This is a genomic window from Corynebacterium sp. MSK044, assembly GCF_030232825.1.
Classification (GTDB): domain Bacteria; phylum Actinomycetota; class Actinomycetes; order Mycobacteriales; family Mycobacteriaceae; genus Corynebacterium.
This window is the reverse complement of record NZ_JASPJJ010000014.1, coordinates 1-17473: the sequence shown is the minus strand read 5'-3', so window position 1 is coordinate 17473 and position 17473 is coordinate 1. Positions and strand designations below refer to the sequence as shown.

Here is a 17473-nt window from a genome sequence, read left to right as displayed (position 1 = left end):
TAGACTTCCAAACATGAAGGGCATCATTCTCGCCGGCGGTTCCGGCACACGGCTGTACCCGATTACAAAGGGCATCTCGAAACAGCTGATGCCTATTTATGACAAGCCAATGATCTACTACCCGCTGTCCACGCTGATCAGCGCGGGTATCCGGGAGATCCTGGTGATCACCACGCCGGAGGACCGTGAGGCTTTTGAGCGTTTGCTTGGTGATGGCTCCGCGTGGGGCCTCATGATCGACTACGCGGTGCAGCCCTCCCCCGATGGCCTGGCACAAGCCTTCCTCATCGGGAAAGACTTCATCGGGGATGATTCGGTGGCCCTCGTCCTTGGGGACAACATCTTCGACGGCACGGAACTCACCCGCCTCATGAATGAGGCGACGGCCCCTGACGGCGGCGCGATTTTCGCCTACGAGGTGAGCGACCCGGAACGCTACGGCGTGGTTAGCTTCGATGACAGCGGCACGGCCACCGCCATTGAAGAAAAACCCGAGCATCCCCAGTCCAACTTCGCCGTGGTCGGACTGTATTTCTACGACAATGACGTGGTGGAGATAGCCGCATCCATCGAGCCCAGCGAGCGCGGGGAGCTGGAAATCACCAGCGTCAACGATGCCTACCTGAAGCAAGGCAAGCTCAAGGTTCATCGCCTGCACCGCGGGGATGTGTGGCTGGATACAGGCACGATCGATTCCATGAGCGAGGCCAGCGCCTACGTCGAGGTGTTGCAAAAGCGCACGGGCACGGTCATCGGATCGCCCGAGGTTGCCGCGTATCACCAAGGTTTCATCGATGCGGAGACGCTAGAGGAGCTTGCCGCACCCATGCTGAAGTCGGGCTACGGGCAGTATCTACTCGATGCCGCCCGCGAGTAAGAATTGCGGTATCGTGCGGTCGCACGCTTATCCGCGAATCACCCCTCAACCGGAGACCCCATGACCAACAACACCCCAAAGACCAAGATTCCGCCCTTGATGTGGGCTTTCACCATTGTTTTCGCCCTGGCTTCCGCCGTAGGCGGCTACGTCATCGGTGAGCGCGATGGGCAGCAGAACGCCCTGAACCAGATGGCGGAGCAGGTCGGTGGCGTTGGTCCGGACGGTGCGGTGGTTGAAGGAACCAGCGCCGGTATTCCTGATGGCGCCACCCCGGGTACCGATTTCAGCCCGGTGAAGGCCAATTCCAATGGCTTCTTCGACGCCACCATCCACGGGCCGAGCGCCCCCATCACCTCCCAGGATGAGATTGATAACGCTGCTCGCCGCGACCCCAAGGACCCGATGGCGGTTGGTGCTTTGGACGCACCCGTCGTTATCGCTGAATTCAGCGATTGGGAGTGCCCGTTCTGCATTCGCCACGCCACCACCGTGGAACCGGAACTGATCAAGGAATACGTGGACGAAGGGTACGTGCGCATCGAGTGGAATGACCTGGCTGTCCAGGGCCCTGCATCCATCGCTGCTGCCAAGGCTGGTCGCGCGGCTGCTGAGCAGGGCCGTTTCGCCGCCTACAAGGATGCCTACATGGCTGCCGCGGCTGAGAAGGGTGGTCACCCGGGCTTTGAACTCGAGGACTTCATCGGTTTTGCCAGGAAGGCTGAAGTCCCTGACATCGATAAGTTCATCGCCGATGCCCAAAGCGATAAGTACGACGACGCGATCGATGAGGCCCGCAACTACGCACAAGGCCTGGGTATCACGGGGACGCCCGGGTTTATCATCGGTAAGAAATTCCTTGCCGGTGCGATGCCTATCGACGATTTCCGCTCCGCCATCAACACCCAACTCGCCGCCAACTAACCGGGCTGAGTGTGATCCACACCTCACCCCGCACCCCGGTATAGTTAGCTCCGTTTGATCCATGATTACCAACACTCAGACGGAGCTTTTTCATGCCCCACTACACTGCACGCCAGCTGAAAAACTTCATGAGCTTCTGGCCTCCCTTCTTGGGCGCCGGCGTGAAAGTCAAGGAATTCGCCGATGATGGCACCCGCGTCGTGGTCACGCACAAGGCAAACATCCTGACCAAGAACGCCATGGGCGTGGCCTTCGGCGGCACCATGTCCGCCATGACGGACCCCTTCTTCATGCTTGCCTCCATGCACCGCCTGGGCAAGGAGTACCGCATCTGGGATACCGCCGGCGAGATCAAGTACGTCAAGCCGGGCCGCGGCAAGATCACCGCTGACATGCGCATCCCGGAGGAAACCTACGCGCTGATCAAGGAAAAGACCGCGAACGGCGATAAGTACCTCCACTGGTTCGACGTGGACATCGTCGATGAGGAAGGCGATGTCGTCGCACACGTGCGCCGCCAGGTCTACTACCGCCGCAAGCAGCAGTAGATCGGGTGGCTCCCCGCGATCAGATTTTGAAAACGCTACAGGATTTCACTAAACGCGCAGGACGTGCAACCGACTTTTGAAAGTTGAGAACAGGTGACCGCGCTTGGACGACGAAACCCCAGCCGAAACAGTTTTCGTGCTGGGGTTTTGGTGGAGCCGCCTGCGAGAATCGAACTCGCGACCTTTTCATTACGAGTGAAACGCTCTGCCGACTGAGCTAAGGCGGCGCGGAAAGCACAGCGTGCAATCCGATGGCTTAGCTTAGTGGAGAAAGATCCCCGAGCAAAAATCGCCGGTCAGCTCACACCACAAGCGAGCCGGATGCGGCCCAACATTCCGTTGAAGGCAATGACCGGCAGCACGGACTGATCCAGGCGTTCGCGGCATTCGACGATGGCATCGAGGCATTCGGTCAGCCCGGCCACATCAACGCGCTCGGCTATCTCACGCGAGAGTCCCTCAAAGTCTGGGTGAACGAGCTCGACCCCGCTACCGCTGCGGATCACAATGGCATCGCGGTAAATCCCCGCCACATCTACCAAGGTGAGGTCCAGCACGTCGCGCAAACGACGCGTACCGCGGGCCTTCTGCGCTGCTTCCAGCTCCTTGATCGAGGACGCTGTCCCCCGCAGTGCCCGCGCAGCACCCTTTCCCTTCGCGCCCATGCCGAGGGCATTTTCCAGTTTGTCGCGCTCCTCCTGGTCCGCGTCCGCGTAGGCATCCTTCGCCGCGGCATCCGCCGACTTCACCAACGCGGCCACCGCCTTGAACGCCTGGTCGCCGTGGAAGACCAGCTCCGCTAGGTTGATCGCGATGCCCCTGCGCAGTTGCGCCTCCTCCGAGCGCACCAGTCGACGCGCCCGCCCCACATGATGCAGCGACGTCACCGCAGCAAGCCGGGCGACCTGTTCCGAGGCTCCTTCCTCCTCCATCAGCAAGCGCACAATTTCGCTTGTCGACGGAGCCGGCACATACAAATGCCTACACCGCGAACGCAACGTCGTGGAGAAGTCCTCCGGATCCGTCGACGGTGCACACATGATGATCACCGTGGATGCCGGTGGTTCCTCCACCGTTTTCAGGAACGCGTCGGCTGCTTCGAAGGAGAACCGGTCGGCGTCGTCGATGATGATGATGCGGTACGGGGAAATCGTCGGCAAGCGAGAAGCTTGAGCGATGATCTCGCGCACCGTCTTGACTTTGATGACGAGCTCTTGTGGCACAACATGCACAACATCCGTGTGCGCACCGGCGAAAACATCCCGACAACTCTGGCAGCGCCCGCACCCGAGCTCCTCCGGATCGGTGCACACGAGCGCCGCCGCGAACGCCAACGCCGACGTCGAACGCCCCGCACCCGGCGGACCGGTGAACAACCACGAATGCGTCATCGCATGTGCCGGCGCCCCCTCCACCCCACGCGCAGCGGCTGCGGCGGCGAGGATCACCGAACGCACCGACGGAATATCGGCAAGACGCTCAGCCACAGAACGCGAGGCAGGAAGATTCGGCGCAGTCACGTCACCCACCCTACAACCGCGGGGCGACAAGCAACGTAGAGTAGATGATCGTGGAACGGATGTGGCGCGGTATTCGGTGGATCATGGGCACCCCATGGCCCTTGTACGCCTCCGTGCTGCTGTTCACCAACGTTGTCAGCGCGATGGCCATCATGGCCTTTGTCCGCTACCTCATCCCCATGCCTGGGGCGAAAGAACTCGGCGCGGTCGCGTCCGGTTTCGCTCCCCTGGGCATCGTGTACTTGATCCTTGCCGTGGTTGTGGGCGGGATCGTGTCCTACACGCTCTTCCGGCCCGTGCTGCACTTCGGGCGGCGGCCCGACCGGTACGACGCCGCTGCTGTACGCACCCTCGTATTGCGCATCCCCGTGCTACAAACGCTGGTCGTGGGGGTGATTTGGCTCGTTGGCATTATCATCGCCACCGCCGCCACCGCCCGACATGACGCCCAACTCGCCTTTGTGGTGGCCATCTCCACCATCATGGCTGGACTGCTCACCTGCGTGCTCACCTTCGTCCAAGCCGAACGACTCGTGCGGCCCATCGCCGCCAAAACCCTGTCCAACCGCGCCGAAGACACCATGCTCGAGCCGCCCATCAAACAGCGGCTCTACCTGGTCTGGTTCATGACATCCGGGGTGCCCCTCCTTGGCATCCTCTTCCTGCTCGCCGCCCAGCGCTACGGCTTCTTCCAAGACACCCCCGGCGAGCTCATGCCGTCCGTCTCCGCCATTGCCATCACCGCCATCATCACCGGCATGGCCGGCACCATGTTTGCCACCATGAGTGTGGTTGACCCCATCAAGGAACTCCAGCACGCCATCAACCAGGTGCGCAGCGGCGATACCTCCGCGCAAGTAGACATTTACGACGGCTCTGAGCTCGGTGTCCTCCAAGCCGGCTTCAACGAAATGATGCGCGGCCTCAACGAAAGGGAACGCGTCCGCGACATCTTCGGCCAATACGTTGGCTCCGAAGTTGCCCAGAAGGCGCTGGAGGAAAAACCGGAACTCGGTGGTGAGGCACGCCAAGTCGCCGTCGTGTTTGTTGACGTCATCGGCTCCACCAAACTCGCCGTGGACCGCACCCCTGAGGAAGTGGTGGAGGCCCTCAACGGCTTCTTCGAAATCGTCGTCGACGTGGTGCACCGCAACAAGGGCGTGATCAACAAATTCGAAGGTGACGCAGCACTGGCCATCTTCGGCGCCCCGGTTAACCTGCCAGACTTCGTCTCCTACGCGCTCAAGGCCGCCCGTGAACTACGCCAGGAGCTGCGCGGACTTGAGCTTGACGCCGGCATTGGTGTCGCCGCTGGCCACGTTGTTGCTGGCCACATTGGTGGCCAAGACCGCTTCGAATACACCGTCATCGGCGACGCCGTGAACACCGCCGCCCGCCTCACCGAGCTGGCCAAAACCACTCCAGGCCGAGTGCTCACCAACACCTCAACGCTCACCGAAGCGAACGAAATCGAGCACGCCCGCTGGACCCGCATGAAATCCATCGAGCTCCGCGGCCGCAACAAGATGACCCAACTCGCCCGCCCCGTGCGCCCGACGTTGGCGGAGCGTCACTAGGGAGACTGAACTATCGGTGCCTGTGTGTAAAACTTTACATTGCACCGGTAACTATCCAGCACTAGAAATCCCTGACCAGCGGGTTTAAATTTGCCCGAAAGGCCGGTTGTAAATTTTTACACAACCGACCCTCCGAAGACCCGGGTTAAGCCCTACTTCCGGCGGGAACCCGCCTTGATCACACGTTTGGTGGTCTGCGGGGGCTTCTTCGTGGTCTTCTTGGCTGTCTTCTTCGCAGCCTTCTTGGCGGTGCGCTTGGTTGTCTTTTTGGCCTTCTTGGCGGTCTTCTTTGCACGGCCGGTGCCACTGGTGCCACCGGCCTCAGCATCCTGGGCCTCGCGGGCGCGGCGGGCAGACAGAAGCTCGTTGGCGCGGGCGTCCGTCATGGTTTCGGGGGTGTCGCCGCGCTGGAGGGAGGCGTTGGTGGTGCCGTCGGTGACGTAGGGGCCGAAGCGGCCGTCTTTGACGGTCATGGGTTTGCCGGAGACGTCGTTATCACCAAGCACCTTGAGCGGGGGCTGGGCGGCGGCACGCCCGCGACGCTTGGGTTCGGCGTAGATGCGGCGGGCCTCGTCCAGGGTGATGGAGAAGATCTGCTCTTCATTGGCTAGGGAGCGGGAGTCGCTGCCCTTCTTCAGGTACGGGCCATAGCGGCCGTTCTGAGCAGTGATCACTTCACCATCGGACGGGTCCACACCGACTTCGCGCGGCAAGGACAGCAGCTGCAGTGCCTCTTCCAGGGTGACCGTGGATGGTTCCATGGTGGAGAAGAGGGAGGCGGTGGCGGGTTTGAGGTGCTCGTCGATAAGCTGCTCGACTCGCTTTTCTTTTTGCGCGGTCGCGGTTTTGGTTTCCCAGTTCTTGGCGCGCTTGCCCTCGGCGGCGCGCTGGGCGTCCTCTTCGGCGCGCTCAGCAGCGACGATCTCAAGCGCACGGGCCTCGGCGGTGGCGCGCTCATCGTCGCGGACAAGCTCGGTGACGTACGGCCCGTAGCGGCCCTCCTTGGCCACGACCATACGGCCGTTGGCGGGGTTGGTGCCCAGCTCACGGCCCGTGGGTGGGGTGGCAAAGAGCTTCTCTGCCATAGCCGGGGTGACCTCATCCGGGGTGGTGGATTCGGGCAGGTTGGCGCGCTGGTACTCAGGCTCGCCGTCCGCATTGACGCCGATCTGGCGCTCCAGGTAGGGGCCGTAGCGTCCGACGCGGACGTGGACGGGGCGGCCTTCGTCGTCAACGTAAAGCTCGAGTGAGTTGACCTGGCGGGCGTCGATGGATTCGAGGTTGGTCTCGATGATGGACTTCAGGCCGCCGCGGCGCGCGATGGCTTCGGCAGTGGAATCGTCCGCATCAGCGTCGCCGAAGTAGAAGCCGGTGAGCCACTCGGTGCGGTCCTCGGTGCCGCGAGCGATCTCGTCGAGTTCGTCTTCCATGGAGGAGGTGAACTCGTAGTCCACCAGCGCATCGAAATTCTGCTCCATGAGCCCGACCACGGAGAACGCAACCCAGGTGGGTACGAGTGCGTTGCCACGGGTGGCCACGTAGCCGCGGTCCTGGATGGTTTTGATGATGGAGGCGTAGGTGGACGGGCGGCCGATGCCGAGGTCCTCCATCTTCTTCACCAAGCTGGCCTCGGTGTAGCGGGCCGGCGGGTTGGTGGAGTGGCCGTCGGCGGTGACTTCGCGGGCGGTCAGCGCGTCACCCTTGGCCAGCTCAGGCAGGTGCTTTTCCTTGCTGTCTTGGTTGTCGGAGTAGGCGCGCAGCCAGCCCGGGAAGGTGATGGTGCGGCCGGAGGCGGACAGTTCAACGTGTTCGCCGGTCTTGGCATCGCCGGCAACGGTGACGGTGACGGACGTGCCGCGGGAGTCTTCCATCTGGGAGGCGACGGTGCGCTGCCAGATGAGCTCGTAAAGCTTGAATTCCTCAGCATCAAGAGACTGAGCCAGCTCGCCGGGGGTGGCAAAGCGCTCGCCGGCGGGGCGGATCGCCTCGTGTGCCTCCTGGGAGTTCTTCACCTTCCGGTCGTAGCGGCGCGGGGCATCGGTGACGTAGTTGGCTCCATACAACTCCGTGGCGGCGGCGCGCGCAGCCGCCACGCCCTGCTGGGACAGCGAGGTCGAGTCCGTACGCATATAGGTAATGTGGCCGTTTTCATACAGGCGTTGCGCGATGCGCATGGTGCGGGCCGAGGTGAAGTGCAGTTTCGCACCGGCTGCCTGCTGCAGAGTCGACGTCATGAAAGGCGCGTACGGCTTGCGGGTGTACGGGCGGGACTCCACGTTGGATACTTCCATCGCCTGGCCAGTGAGATTCTCGGCGAGGTTCTCGGCGTCCTGCTTGTCCACCACCACGAGGGAGTCGTTCTTCAGCCGGCCACGGTCGTCAAAATCGCGGCCTTGGGCGATCTTGGAGCCGTCGATAGCAATGAGCTTGGCGTCGAATTCATCGGGCTGACCTGCACCCGTGGCACCCGCGTTGAGGGTGGCGGTGACATCCCAGTATTCGGCGGAGACAAAGGCCATGCGTTCTCGCTCGCGTTCGACGATCACACGCGTGGCCACGGATTGCACGCGGCCAGCGGACAGGCGCGGCATGATCTTCTTCCACAGCACCGGGGAGACTTCGTAGCCGTACAGGCGGTCCAGGATACGGCGCGTTTCCTGCGCGTCCACAAGGTTCATGTCCAGCTCACGGGTGTTTTCCGCGGCTTCCTTGATGGCGGATTCGGTGATCTCATTGAACACCATGCGCTCCACCGGCACCTTCGGCTTGAGCACCTCAAGTAGGTGCCACGCGATCGCTTCGCCCTCACGGTCCGGGTCTGTTGCCAGCAGCAGCTTGTCGGACTGCTTCAGCTTCGCGCGCAGATCTGTGACCTTCTTCTTTTTATCCGCGCTGACCACGTAAATCGGCTCGAAAGAGTTCTCCGGGTTCACGCCTAGGCGCGCCCACGGCTCCTTCTTGTACTTCGCAGGAATGTCAGCAGAGCGGCCGGGAAGGTCGCGAATGTGCCCCACGGAAGCCTCAACAAAGTAGTTGTTGCCCAGGTATTTCTGGATCTTCTTCGCTTTCGTCTGCGACTCCACGATGACCAGGGTTTTGCCCTGTGCGTTCTTCTCCGTCACGCCGGGTGACTCCTTAATGCGGTGCTTGATTAACTCACTACAGACAACTACCACGTATTTTGCAGCACGTGAAACTTACGGCTCCAAATTTTAGGAGGCAATTGCTTATCGACGGCCCCTTTTTACAACCGTCATTTTCTAGCACCGTAACACTTCGCCCGACCAACGAGCGTGAGTAAACTTGCCAAAAAAGTGCTGAGGGAACCTGTCATGGAAAGGAGGCCGACCGCGTGACCGAGATCGTCGACGGGCTCATTGCCTTTCTTGAGCAATTGATGACGATGCCTATTTTCTATCCCCTCGTCGGTCTCCTCATCACCATTGATGCCCTGTTCCCCGTCGTGCCATCTGAAACGGTGCTTAACCTGGCGGGAGCTTTTTCTGCGTCTCAAGGTGTCCCCGATGTGAAGTGGGTGATGGTCGCCGCCGGCATCGGCGCGATTATTGGTGACAATTTGTGCTTCATGCTGGGCAGCCGCCTGATTGGCCTGGTCAACCGCCTCGACCCGGAGTCCCGTGCTGGTAAAGCAATCACGTGGGTGCGCGCGAACATGAACGAGCATGGCCCGGTGACCATCATGGTTGCCCGCTTCTTGCCCTGGGCCCGCTGGGTGGCCACCATCGTATTGGGGTCCGTGCGCTACAACTGGTTCCTGTTCTTCTTCTTTGACACCATCGGCGTCATCCTGTGGGTGCTCATCAGCGTTGGTACCGGCTACCTCGGCGGCACTCTTTTCTCGGATTACCCACTCCTCGCCATGATCGTGGGCGTGACCTTAGGCAGCCTCGTCGGTATGGCCATTCAGCGCCTGCAGGCCGCCGCAATGGAATGGTTTGACGTCCGCCGTGGGGTATCCAGCATCTAAAAAACCGGCCACACCCGTTTTGGGTAGACCGGTTTAGAAAACTGAGGGGCGTCGCGCGCCTCTCAGCGCAATTAGAGCGCGCGCACCTGCTGAGCCTGCGGGCCCTTGGCACCTTCGCCGACCTCAAACTCAACCTTCTGATCCTCTTCGAGGGTGCGGAAGCCGCTGCCCTGAATCTCGGAGTAGTGCACGAACACGTCCGCGGAACCATCATCAGGAGCGATGAAGCCGAAACCCTTTTCGGCGTTAAACCACTTCACAGTACCTGTAGCCATTATTGAAAACCTTCCGTATATGCCGGTTGTCTAACTAAAACCGGCCTATCCGGTTTCATGGCGGCGGATCTTCTTATCCGCAACCGCCACTAAGTCTGCCATGATTTATGCTTTCACGTCGGACAAGTTCATTATTCACTCGTTTTTCCAAGGAGGTGCCACCATGACTGCGCCCGGCTCATTCGCCAGCGAACTCATTGACAGCATCTCCCGCACCCTCCCCGCCGGCACCCTCACACATGTGCGAACACTGCCTGCCCAACACGCCCGCACCGCGCCCTGGCCGGGATGGGCAGATGCCGAACTGCGCCGGCGGTGGGAAGAATCAGGAGTGCATGCGCTGTACACCCACCAAGCACGATGCGCGCAGCTGGCGTGGGAAGGCACAGACGTTGTAGTGGCAACAGGGACTTCTTCCGGCAAGTCCTTGGGATACCAGCTGCCAGTGTTGACCACCTTGGCCACTGACCCAACGGCCTGCGCGATGTACCTCACTCCGACGAAGGCACTGGGCTCGGACCAGTTGCTGGCTGTCAGCTCGCTGATCAAGGGACACCCAGTGTTGGGGAACGGCACCAAAACTGCCGCCAATCCCGCGCCTTATGACGGGGACACCCCCACCGAAGCCCGCTCCACCATCCGGGAAACCACCCGGTTCGTGTTCACCAACCCCGACATGTTGCACGCCGGGATCTTGTCCAGCCACCCCAAGTGGGTGCGGCTACTGCGCAATCTCAAGTACGTGATCGTGGATGAATGCCACACCTACCGGGGTGTTTTTGGTGCGAACGTGGCGTTGGTATTACGACGCCTTGATCGTCTTGCCCGTTCCTACGGCGCGGAGCCGGTGTTCATCTTGGCCTCGGCCACCGCCGCTGACCCAGCCGCCCATGCCGGTAACCTCACCGGCCGCCAAGTCACCGCCGTGACAGACGACGGTGCCCCTACCGGTGAGAAAACCTTCGCCCTGTGGGAACCCGGCTTCATCGAAGGCGCGGAGGGCGAAAACGGTGCACCCGTCCGGCATCCAGCCACAACGGAGGCAGCCGCGATGATGGCCGAACTCGTCGCTGCCGGCGCACGCACGCTCACCTTCGTGCGTTCCCGGCGCGCGGCCGAAACAGTGGCCATGCGTGCAGCAGAAGACCTCGTGGCCAAGGGTCGAGCTGACTTCGCTTCCCGCATTGCCTCCTACCGCGCTGGTTACTTGGCGGAGGACCGTCGCGCGTTGGAGAAGGCACTGGACAACGGCGATCTTCTAGGCATGGCCACGACGAATGCCCTGGAATTGGGCATTGACGTTGGCGGGCTCGATGCCGTGGTCATGGCAGGGTTTCCTGGCACGGTTGCGTCTTTCCGGCAGCAGGCAGGCCGCTCTGGCCGCCGAGGACAGTCCTCCTTGGTGGTGATGGTGGCTCGGGATGAGCCGATGGATACCTACCTGGTGCACCACCCCGAAGCGTTGCTGGACAAACCGGTGGAAAACAGTGTGTTCAATCCGCAGAATCCTTTCATTTTGCGGGGACATGTGTACTGCGCTGCGGTGGAGCGCCCGTTGACGGACGCGGACGTGGTGGCGTTTGGTGCAGCCGATGTCGTCGCGGAACTGACATCCGCTGGTTTTTTGCGCCGTCGCCCGCGCGGGTGGTTTGCGGTGCCACAGCTCACGGGTGATATCACCCCGGAGACGGCCCACGGGATGATCTCGCTGCGCGGTGGCACGGGAGAGGAAGTAATGATCGTGGATGCCACCGATGGGCGCCTGCTGGGCACCATCGATTCCGGCCGCGCCGCCGCGCAGGTGCATGATGGCGCGGTGTACATCCACCAGGGCGAGTACTTCATCATCGATGAACTGGACTTGGACAATTACGTTGCACTCGCCCACCCGGAGATGCCGGACTATTCCACCATGGCGCGTTCCACCACCGACATCGCGGTCATTGGGGAACCACACGCGCGGGTCAATCCGTCGCCAGGTTTGTGGGTGGCCAACGTGGACGTCGAAGTCACCGACCATGTCACGGGCTATGTAGTGCGGCTTGCGGACGGCACCGTCTCCGAACACATCCCCCTCGACCTACCCGAACAGACCTTGGTTACCCGTGCGGTGGCGTACACCATTGATCCGCTGGTGCTCGATGAGTTAGGTATCGCTGCTGGGGATGTCTCCGGCGCGCTGCATGCCGCGGAGCACGCCGCCATTGGCCTCCTTCCTTTGTTAGCCACCTGTGACCGGTGGGATATCGGTGGTGTGTCCACTGCACTGCATCCGGACACGATGCAACCCACGGTGTTTGTCTATGACGGGCACCCGGGCGGTGCGGGTTTTGCCGATGAGGGTTACGCCCGCTTCCACGAGTGGATTGAGGCCACCTATGAGGCGGTCAAGTCCTGCGGGTGTGCATCCGGCTGCCCGTCATGCGTGCAATCCCCCAAGTGCGGCAACGGTAACCAGCCTTTGGATAAGGCTGGGGCGTTGAAGCTCCTGGGCGCGTTGGTGACCATGACGGCGGGGCTCTCCGCACGTGTCGCCCCTCCAAGCTCTTAGCCCGCCGAGCGTTTAGATCGGTCCGGCCCGCGCTGTAGCCTCAGCACGCCCAACCTTCACTGTGAGCACGGTGTCGGACTCGATCACCTGACAGCTCAGTACATGCGCTTTGTTCAGCTCGGCGGTGAAGGTGGCTTTTCCGCACGGATCATGCCCGGCATACAACGCAGTTGCTGCTGTCACGGCGGAAAGGTCCGCTGCGACTTGGGCGCGGTGAGAATTCACCACTTGGCTGACTATTCCGGCAACAACAACAGCCAGGCTCACCACCGCGGCCACGATGCTGGCGGAGAGGATGGTGGCGTACCCGTGATCGCCGATAAGCAATTTGTGCTTCACCGCACCTCCACTGGATAGACCGCTGTGGCATGCATGTCTCGCACGACAGCGGGCACGCGTGCGGTCACGGTAACCATCTCTGCGTTCTCCGAGATCGTGACATCGATGTTGGCCCGCGGCGGGGAATACTCCACCCCGATCGCGTGCGAACGCGCGGCAGCACCGGCCACATCCACCGCGGACACGTACGCCGCCATGGTGGAGATACCCGCGATGATCGCCGCGGCCACCGTCACCAACACAGCCAGCGATAATGCGGCTTCAATGGTGACGGAACCGCGATCATCCATCACCTTAGGACGGCTTGTTGCTAAGCGCATCGGTGATGATTCCTTCAATCGCATCGACCACGCCGTTGCCGTTGATCACCATGTAGAGCACCGCGGCCAGTGCCGCGGCTGCCAATGACCCCATGGCGTATTCAATGGTGGACATTCCGGCATCATTCCGCACCACCTGCATCCGCGCGGTGGCATGGGCATAAGCGCGGGTCAGTGCCCGGTCAATCGGCTGGCTAAAAGCATCCTTGAGGTTCGTCAGTGTTTTCATTGTTCTTCTCCTTGATGTGTTTGTTGGTTGTCTTAGTTCAGTCTTTATTCAGTGGTTGTAAAAGGTTTTTTGTGTCACCCGCCGAGCACCCCGGCGCCAAGCCCGATAACCACCGGGGCTAGGCCAAGGACAAAGAAGGCGGGAAGGAAGAACGCGGCGAGCGGAATGCTGATGAGCACCCCTGCGCGTTCGGCAGCTGTTGTCGCATCATCGGCGGCCGCGTCACGGAGTTCCGTGACAATGCGGTCGCACCCCTGCGCGACGGCAGTGCCCGAAGCGTGAGACAAGGTGACCAGCGAGGCGAGCTCTTCCAGCCCTGGGGTTCCGTCCATGACGGCCCAGGCCCGGTCAGGTTCAACCCCGAGCGAGAGGTAGGAAACCACGCGCCGCCACATGTCAGCTGTGGTGCCCTGCCCCGGTTGAACGCCGCCATAACTGGCAGCAACCGCTTCCGCTGCTGTGGCGGCCGGTAGCCCGGCGCGGTAGCAGGCGGCGAAGAGCTCAATATCGCTGGCGATCCTGTGGCGCACACCGGGGCCATCGCGCGGGGTTTTAGGGTTCGGGCCGCGGCGAAGCAATAGAGTGAATGCGCCACGTGGCACGGGATCATCCACGTCCAATCTGCCGTGTGGCGGTGGTGGTGCCACGCTCGCACCGGCACCGAGCATCACTGCTGCGACCAGGCTTAATGCAACTGTTCCACTCATGCGGCTGCCCTCCCGATGATCGTCTGGGATGTTATGAATCCGGCACACACCAGCGCTGTTCCGCCGACGAGCAAGATCCCGCCTAACCCACCACTGGTGAGCAGCGCGATGGGTCGCGCACCCATCGCTTCGCCCATGAGCACTCCTGCCAGTGGCAGGACCGCGAGGATGGCGGCTGTTGCACGCGGGCCTGAAAGGGCAGCTTTGGTTGCATTCCTGTGGCGCAGCGTGTGGTCAATGCGGGTGCGGGCGCTGGTGAGAAGATCCGCCGCCGGAATACCCAGCTGGGCAGACAGCGCCCACACATTGCGCACTTCACGCAGTTCGGGCATGTCAGAAGACGTCAACGCTGTGGCACCTTGCCCACCGCCACGGCTCAGTGCGGCAACGCGACGTAGCTCCTTTGTCAGTTCTGCTGGGGTGTTCGCCGGTAGTTGTTCCACTGCCCGGCTACATGCGTCCGGCATCGCGGACCCGGCGCGTACCGCGGCAACAACGTGGCCGAGGAATGTGGATGTGGCGGCCAGAGCTATCTCCCGTGTTTTTCTTTCACGGGCCTTGGACAAGGTGCGCAAAGCGACGAACCCAGCCATGCAGGCACTGATCAGCAGCGTTGAGCGGTCCGTAGCCAAGATTGCAAGGACCACAAGCACCATGGCCACCGGAAGGACAACGGGGTGAATGCGGCGCTGGGAGTGCTCCATGACGCGGCCGGATGGACTGATGGGCAGTATGAACACCGCGGCAGCGACGAGGATGAGCGGGATCATGCGGCCACCCCCAGTTCCGCAAGGAGGTCTTCGTAGCCTGCTTGCGGTCCGCGATCGGAGTCCCACACCACCTCAGGCACCACGGGGTTGCCTCGTAGCACGCCAATCTGGTGGACGATGCGCGTGCCATCTGGCTGCCGCTTCATCACTACAACCCCGTCCACCGCAGCGGCGAGCTGCGAATGCAGCGCTGCCCGGTCAAGGCCACCCAACGCTGCGAGCGCTTCCAACCGAGCGGGCACTTCCTCAATCGAGTTGGCGTGCACGGTGCCGGCACCGCCGTCGTGGCCCGTGTTCAAAGCGGCGAGAAGATCCACCACCTCAGGGCCGCGGATCTCCCCCACCACGATGCGGTCCGGGCGCATACGCAATGATTGTTGCAGCAGGTCAGACATGCTGATTTCGCCCGCACCTTCGGCATTTGCGCCACGCGATGTCAGGTTGACCACGTGTGGGTGGGTGGGCACAAGCTCCACCGTGTCCTCAATCGCCACAATCCGCTCATGTGGCGCGACTTGGGCCAACATCGCAGCGAGCAACGTTGTTTTTCCCGTTCCGGTTCCGCCGACAACGAGAAAAGCTTTTCGCTTATCGACGATCCCCCGCAACACCCCCACCCTTTCCTCATCCACCGCCCCTGAGGCTTCCAACTGCTCAAGCGTGGCCGTTTTGCTCCGCAGTACTCGCAGGGAAATGCAGGTTCCTGCCGCGGAGGTGGGTGGCAGCACGGCGTGGAAGCGTACGAGGGTGCCATCATCTCGCGTTAGGTGTCCGTCGGCGAAGGGCCGGGCATCATCAAGCCGGCGCCCACACGTCGTGGCCAGTCGGGTGGCTAGACGGCGCACATCCGCATCATCGGGCAGGGTAAGCCCACTACGTTCGAGTCCTGCACCCCGGTCAATGAAGATGTCATCGGGGCCGTTGACGCAGATGTCGGTAATGCCGTCAATAGCAAGCAACTGCTCAAGCGGACCAATTCCCACTGTCTCATCGCGCAAGGCACGCATGATGTCCAGCACGTCTAGGTCACTGATCACCACCGCTTCCTCCCGAATGACGGCGGCAAGTTCAGCAGGATCGACGCGGCCGTGTGTGGGTGCTAGGCGTGGATCATCTGCCAAGCGACGTTGCACCGCGGTGATGATTTTGGTGCGGTCCATCACGTCACCGCCCCAATGATCGCTTCAGTAGCCACACTCAAACCACGGGGTAAGCGCGCTGGCAACCCAAAGATTTCGGTGTCTTTGGTCAGGGACCGAACCGTGGGGACCTCCGCGATGACCTCCGTTTTGGTCACGTGTTGTACCTCTTCTACGGTCATCCCTGACCATGCGCGATGGCGGAGAACAACCGATGCTGGCACAGAGTTTGCCCGGCACTCCGCAGCAATGAGCGCAGCCGACGCTGCAGCACGCACCTCCGCCGGGGTGACAATGAAAGTGTGATCACTACGCACCATGTGTCTACCCGGCGGTGCATCCACGACGGTCACCCCGCCCCCACCAAGCACCGCCACCGCCCGCTCCAATGCTGCTGGTTCCGTGCTCACATCCTCTATCGGCGCCGGCAACGTTGAACGTGAGTGGGTCAGCACCGCAATCCCATCGGAGGTGCGAGGCAACGCACGGACGAAGGTCCCGCGGTCCACATTTCCATCCCCGATTTGAATATCACCCCACCGCGCACCCACGGAATCTTCCACCCCCAGGAGAAGATCTAACCCACCGGAATATCGGTGCCCATCCACCAACACCGGATCAAGTCCTGCACCAGAACCAGTTGCCACCTTGCCCGCTAATGTGCGCGCCACCGCCCCAGCCAAAGTTGACGTCCCTGCTCCTCCTGCTGCGCCGACGAAGGTGAGCACCACACCAGATCCCGGAAGAGCCGGGCCACCATTCCTGTGCGGTGACCGCTGCTCCAATTCCCCGAGAGCTTTCAACAAAGAGGCTGCCTCTGCTGGGAGCATGAATGAGTCCCGCACCAAGCCAGATCCCTCGCTAGCTTTCCCAGTCCCAGCCTCAGCCTCAGCATCCGCATTCCCACAAATCCGGAACATTCCCGGATGCGCTAGCGCATCAGCTTCACTGGAGGGGGCGAGAGCGGCTAAAAAAGTGTCGTCGATAAGCACGGCGAAGCCCCGCGCGATGTGACGTGCTGTCTCCGCTGGGTCGCGAACATCAATCACAAGCCGACCGGTGACCGCGGCGAGATGCATCGCCTCTGGGTGGAGAAGCGCATCGTCTACGGCGACGACGATGGGTGCTGTTTCATTACGCATGACCCCACGATGAACCACATATTCAGCATGCTCAAGAGGCGTTCCTACAGGCTGTGGATAACCCTCTTTTATGTGGATGCATCACCAAAAAGTTGTGGATAACCTCCCCATAATCACGCTCGCTGCACACTCAAGTGGGCTTAAGGGACATTTCGTGTGGATAAACCGATACGGATTCCCGAGGCAGCCTGGGATAATACGGTGATCTTGATTTTGAATCGGTTCCAACGGCCCGATCTGTGGAATCAACACTGGATAGTCCTAGGTCTGTGATAAGGGGACTGCTGCTGGTGCGGTAAGGCCAATTCCTATGGCTAATAGGAATCGGCCGTCGTGTGACATGTGCGGCCACGGACTGGTTAAGAACGGCAAAACCGCGGCAGGAACCCAGCGCTGGTTGTGTCCTAAATGCAACGTTTCATCGATTAATGCCCGCGCACACACCAGCGAGATTCGGCACTTCAAAATCTTTATTGACTGGATTCTTTCCGGCGAATCCGCAGACCATTTAGCCAAACGCCTTGGGGTAACAAGGCGGACTTTGACCCGGTGGTTCAAGCTGCTGTG

General features: G+C 61.5%; 17 protein-coding genes and 1 tRNA gene. 7 read left to right on the top strand and 11 right to left on the bottom strand.

What is annotated here, in order from left to right:
- The first annotated feature begins 13 nt into the window (after nucleotides 1-13).
- The 3 genes from rfbA (at nucleotide 14) to QP994_RS08470 (ending at nucleotide 2349) form a co-directional block, all read left to right on the top strand.
- A complete protein-coding gene (rfbA, locus tag QP994_RS08480; protein ID WP_284855947.1) occupies nucleotides 14-877 on the top strand; it encodes a glucose-1-phosphate thymidylyltransferase RfbA in 864 nt (287 codons plus the stop codon).
- Nucleotides 878-937: 60 nt separating this feature from the next.
- Nucleotides 938-1801, top strand: a complete 864-nt coding sequence (locus QP994_RS08475) for a DsbA family protein (RefSeq protein WP_284855946.1) — start codon at nucleotides 938-940, stop codon at nucleotides 1799-1801.
- Nucleotides 1802-1893: 92 nt separating this feature from the next.
- Nucleotides 1894-2349, top strand: a complete 456-nt coding sequence (locus tag QP994_RS08470) for a DUF4442 domain-containing protein (protein WP_284855945.1) — start codon at nucleotides 1894-1896, stop codon at nucleotides 2347-2349.
- Between the two features lie 151 nt (nucleotides 2350-2500).
- Here QP994_RS08470 and QP994_RS08465 read toward each other — a convergent pair.
- Both QP994_RS08465 and QP994_RS08460 read right to left on the bottom strand, forming a co-directional pair.
- Nucleotides 2501-2576, bottom strand: a tRNA-Thr gene (locus QP994_RS08465).
- A gap of 69 nt (nucleotides 2577-2645) precedes the next feature.
- Nucleotides 2646-3869, bottom strand: coding sequence for a DNA polymerase III subunit delta' (locus QP994_RS08460; protein WP_284855764.1), 1224 nt, complete (start codon nucleotides 3867-3869; stop codon nucleotides 2646-2648).
- Between the two features lie 50 nt (nucleotides 3870-3919).
- Here QP994_RS08460 and QP994_RS08455 point away from each other — a divergent pair, with 50 nt between their 5' ends.
- Nucleotides 3920-5446, top strand: a complete 1527-nt coding sequence (locus QP994_RS08455; protein WP_284855763.1) for an adenylate/guanylate cyclase domain-containing protein — start codon at nucleotides 3920-3922, stop codon at nucleotides 5444-5446.
- 152 nt (nucleotides 5447-5598) lie between these two features.
- Here the strand turns inward: QP994_RS08455 and topA are convergent, their stop codons facing one another.
- On the bottom strand, nucleotides 5599-8568 hold the full coding sequence (gene topA, locus QP994_RS08450) for a type I DNA topoisomerase (protein WP_284866192.1): 2970 nt from the start codon (nucleotides 8566-8568) through the stop codon (nucleotides 5599-5601).
- A gap of 230 nt (nucleotides 8569-8798) precedes the next feature.
- On the opposite strand from topA, the gene QP994_RS08445 reads away from it, so the two are divergent.
- Entirely contained in the window at nucleotides 8799-9434 is a 636-nt protein-coding gene (locus tag QP994_RS08445; protein ID WP_350309334.1) for a DedA family protein, read from the top strand.
- A gap of 71 nt (nucleotides 9435-9505) precedes the next feature.
- Here QP994_RS08445 and QP994_RS08440 read toward each other — a convergent pair whose 3' ends face one another.
- A complete protein-coding gene (locus QP994_RS08440; RefSeq protein WP_284855761.1) occupies nucleotides 9506-9709 on the bottom strand; it encodes a cold-shock protein in 204 nt (67 codons plus the stop codon).
- Between the two features lie 163 nt (nucleotides 9710-9872).
- Here QP994_RS08440 and QP994_RS08435 point away from each other — a divergent pair, with 163 nt between their 5' ends.
- Nucleotides 9873-12260 (top strand): DEAD/DEAH box helicase, encoded by a 2388-nt coding sequence (locus QP994_RS08435; RefSeq protein ID WP_284866190.1) that lies wholly within the window; start codon nucleotides 9873-9875, stop codon nucleotides 12258-12260.
- A 12-nt stretch (nucleotides 12261-12272) separates the two neighbouring features.
- On the opposite strand, the gene QP994_RS08430 is transcribed toward QP994_RS08435, so the two are convergent.
- The 7 genes from QP994_RS08430 to QP994_RS08400 all read right to left on the bottom strand — a co-directional run bounded on the left by QP994_RS08430 (nucleotide 12273) and on the right by QP994_RS08400 (nucleotide 16906).
- Entirely contained in the window at nucleotides 12273-12599 is a 327-nt protein-coding gene (locus QP994_RS08430; protein WP_284866188.1) for an Rv3654c family TadE-like protein, read from the bottom strand.
- A complete protein-coding gene (locus QP994_RS08425) occupies nucleotides 12596-12889 on the bottom strand; it encodes a hypothetical protein (protein WP_284855758.1) in 294 nt (97 codons plus the stop codon). The genes QP994_RS08430 and QP994_RS08425 overlap by 4 nt, the downstream gene beginning before the upstream one ends.
- A 4-nt stretch (nucleotides 12890-12893) precedes the next feature.
- On the bottom strand, nucleotides 12894-13061 hold the full coding sequence (locus QP994_RS08420; RefSeq protein WP_084576506.1) for a DUF4244 domain-containing protein: 168 nt from the start codon (nucleotides 13059-13061) through the stop codon (nucleotides 12894-12896).
- A 161-nt stretch (nucleotides 13062-13222) separates the two neighbouring features.
- A complete protein-coding gene (locus tag QP994_RS08415) occupies nucleotides 13223-13855 on the bottom strand; it encodes a type II secretion system F family protein (RefSeq protein WP_284866186.1) in 633 nt (210 codons plus the stop codon).
- On the bottom strand, nucleotides 13852-14625 hold the full coding sequence (locus tag QP994_RS08410; protein ID WP_284866185.1) for a type II secretion system F family protein: 774 nt from the start codon (nucleotides 14623-14625) through the stop codon (nucleotides 13852-13854). The genes QP994_RS08415 and QP994_RS08410 overlap by 4 nt, the downstream gene beginning before the upstream one ends.
- On the bottom strand, nucleotides 14622-15785 hold the full coding sequence (locus tag QP994_RS08405) for a TadA family conjugal transfer-associated ATPase (RefSeq protein WP_284866183.1): 1164 nt from the start codon (nucleotides 15783-15785) through the stop codon (nucleotides 14622-14624). The genes QP994_RS08410 and QP994_RS08405 overlap by 4 nt, the downstream gene beginning before the upstream one ends.
- A complete protein-coding gene (locus tag QP994_RS08400; RefSeq protein ID WP_284866181.1) occupies nucleotides 15785-16906 on the bottom strand; it encodes a CpaE-like family protein in 1122 nt (373 codons plus the stop codon). The genes QP994_RS08405 and QP994_RS08400 overlap by 1 nt, the downstream gene beginning before the upstream one ends.
- Before the next feature lie 310 nt (nucleotides 16907-17216).
- On the opposite strand from QP994_RS08400, the gene QP994_RS08395 reads away from it, so the two are divergent.
- Nucleotides 17217-17473 (top strand): transposase-like zinc-binding domain-containing protein (locus QP994_RS08395; protein WP_502870032.1); only part of this gene is annotated, 257 nt, incomplete at its 3' end.

What these genes read in the sequence shown, in the direction of transcription:
- QP994_RS08440 (WP_284855761.1), bottom strand. Translation starts at nt 9,709, where the DNA reads ATGGCTACAGGTACTGTGAAGTGGTTTAACGCCGAAAAGGGTTTCGGC.
- QP994_RS08410 (WP_284866185.1), bottom strand. Translation starts at nt 14,625, where the DNA reads ATGATCCCGCTCATCCTCGTCGCTGCCGCGGTGTTCATACTGCCCATC.
- QP994_RS08420 (WP_084576506.1), bottom strand. Translation starts at nt 13,061, where the DNA reads ATGCAGGTGGTGCGGAATGATGCCGGAATGTCCACCATTGAATACGCC.
- QP994_RS08435 (WP_284866190.1), top strand. Translation starts at nt 9,873, where the DNA reads ATGACTGCGCCCGGCTCATTCGCCAGCGAACTCATTGACAGCATCTCC.
- QP994_RS08470 (WP_284855945.1), top strand. Translation starts at nt 1,894, where the DNA reads ATGCCCCACTACACTGCACGCCAGCTGAAAAACTTCATGAGCTTCTGG.
- QP994_RS08415 (WP_284866186.1), bottom strand. Translation starts at nt 13,855, where the DNA reads ATGAGTGGAACAGTTGCATTAAGCCTGGTCGCAGCAGTGATGCTCGGT.
- rfbA (WP_284855947.1), top strand. Translation starts at nt 14, where the DNA reads ATGAAGGGCATCATTCTCGCCGGCGGTTCCGGCACACGGCTGTACCCG.
- QP994_RS08405 (WP_284866183.1), bottom strand. Translation starts at nt 15,785, where the DNA reads ATGGACCGCACCAAAATCATCACCGCGGTGCAACGTCGCTTGGCAGAT.
- QP994_RS08400 (WP_284866181.1), bottom strand. Translation starts at nt 16,906, where the DNA reads ATGCGTAATGAAACAGCACCCATCGTCGTCGCCGTAGACGATGCGCTT.
- QP994_RS08425 (WP_284855758.1), bottom strand. Translation starts at nt 12,889, where the DNA reads ATGGATGATCGCGGTTCCGTCACCATTGAAGCCGCATTATCGCTGGCT.
- QP994_RS08475 (WP_284855946.1), top strand. Translation starts at nt 938, where the DNA reads ATGACCAACAACACCCCAAAGACCAAGATTCCGCCCTTGATGTGGGCT.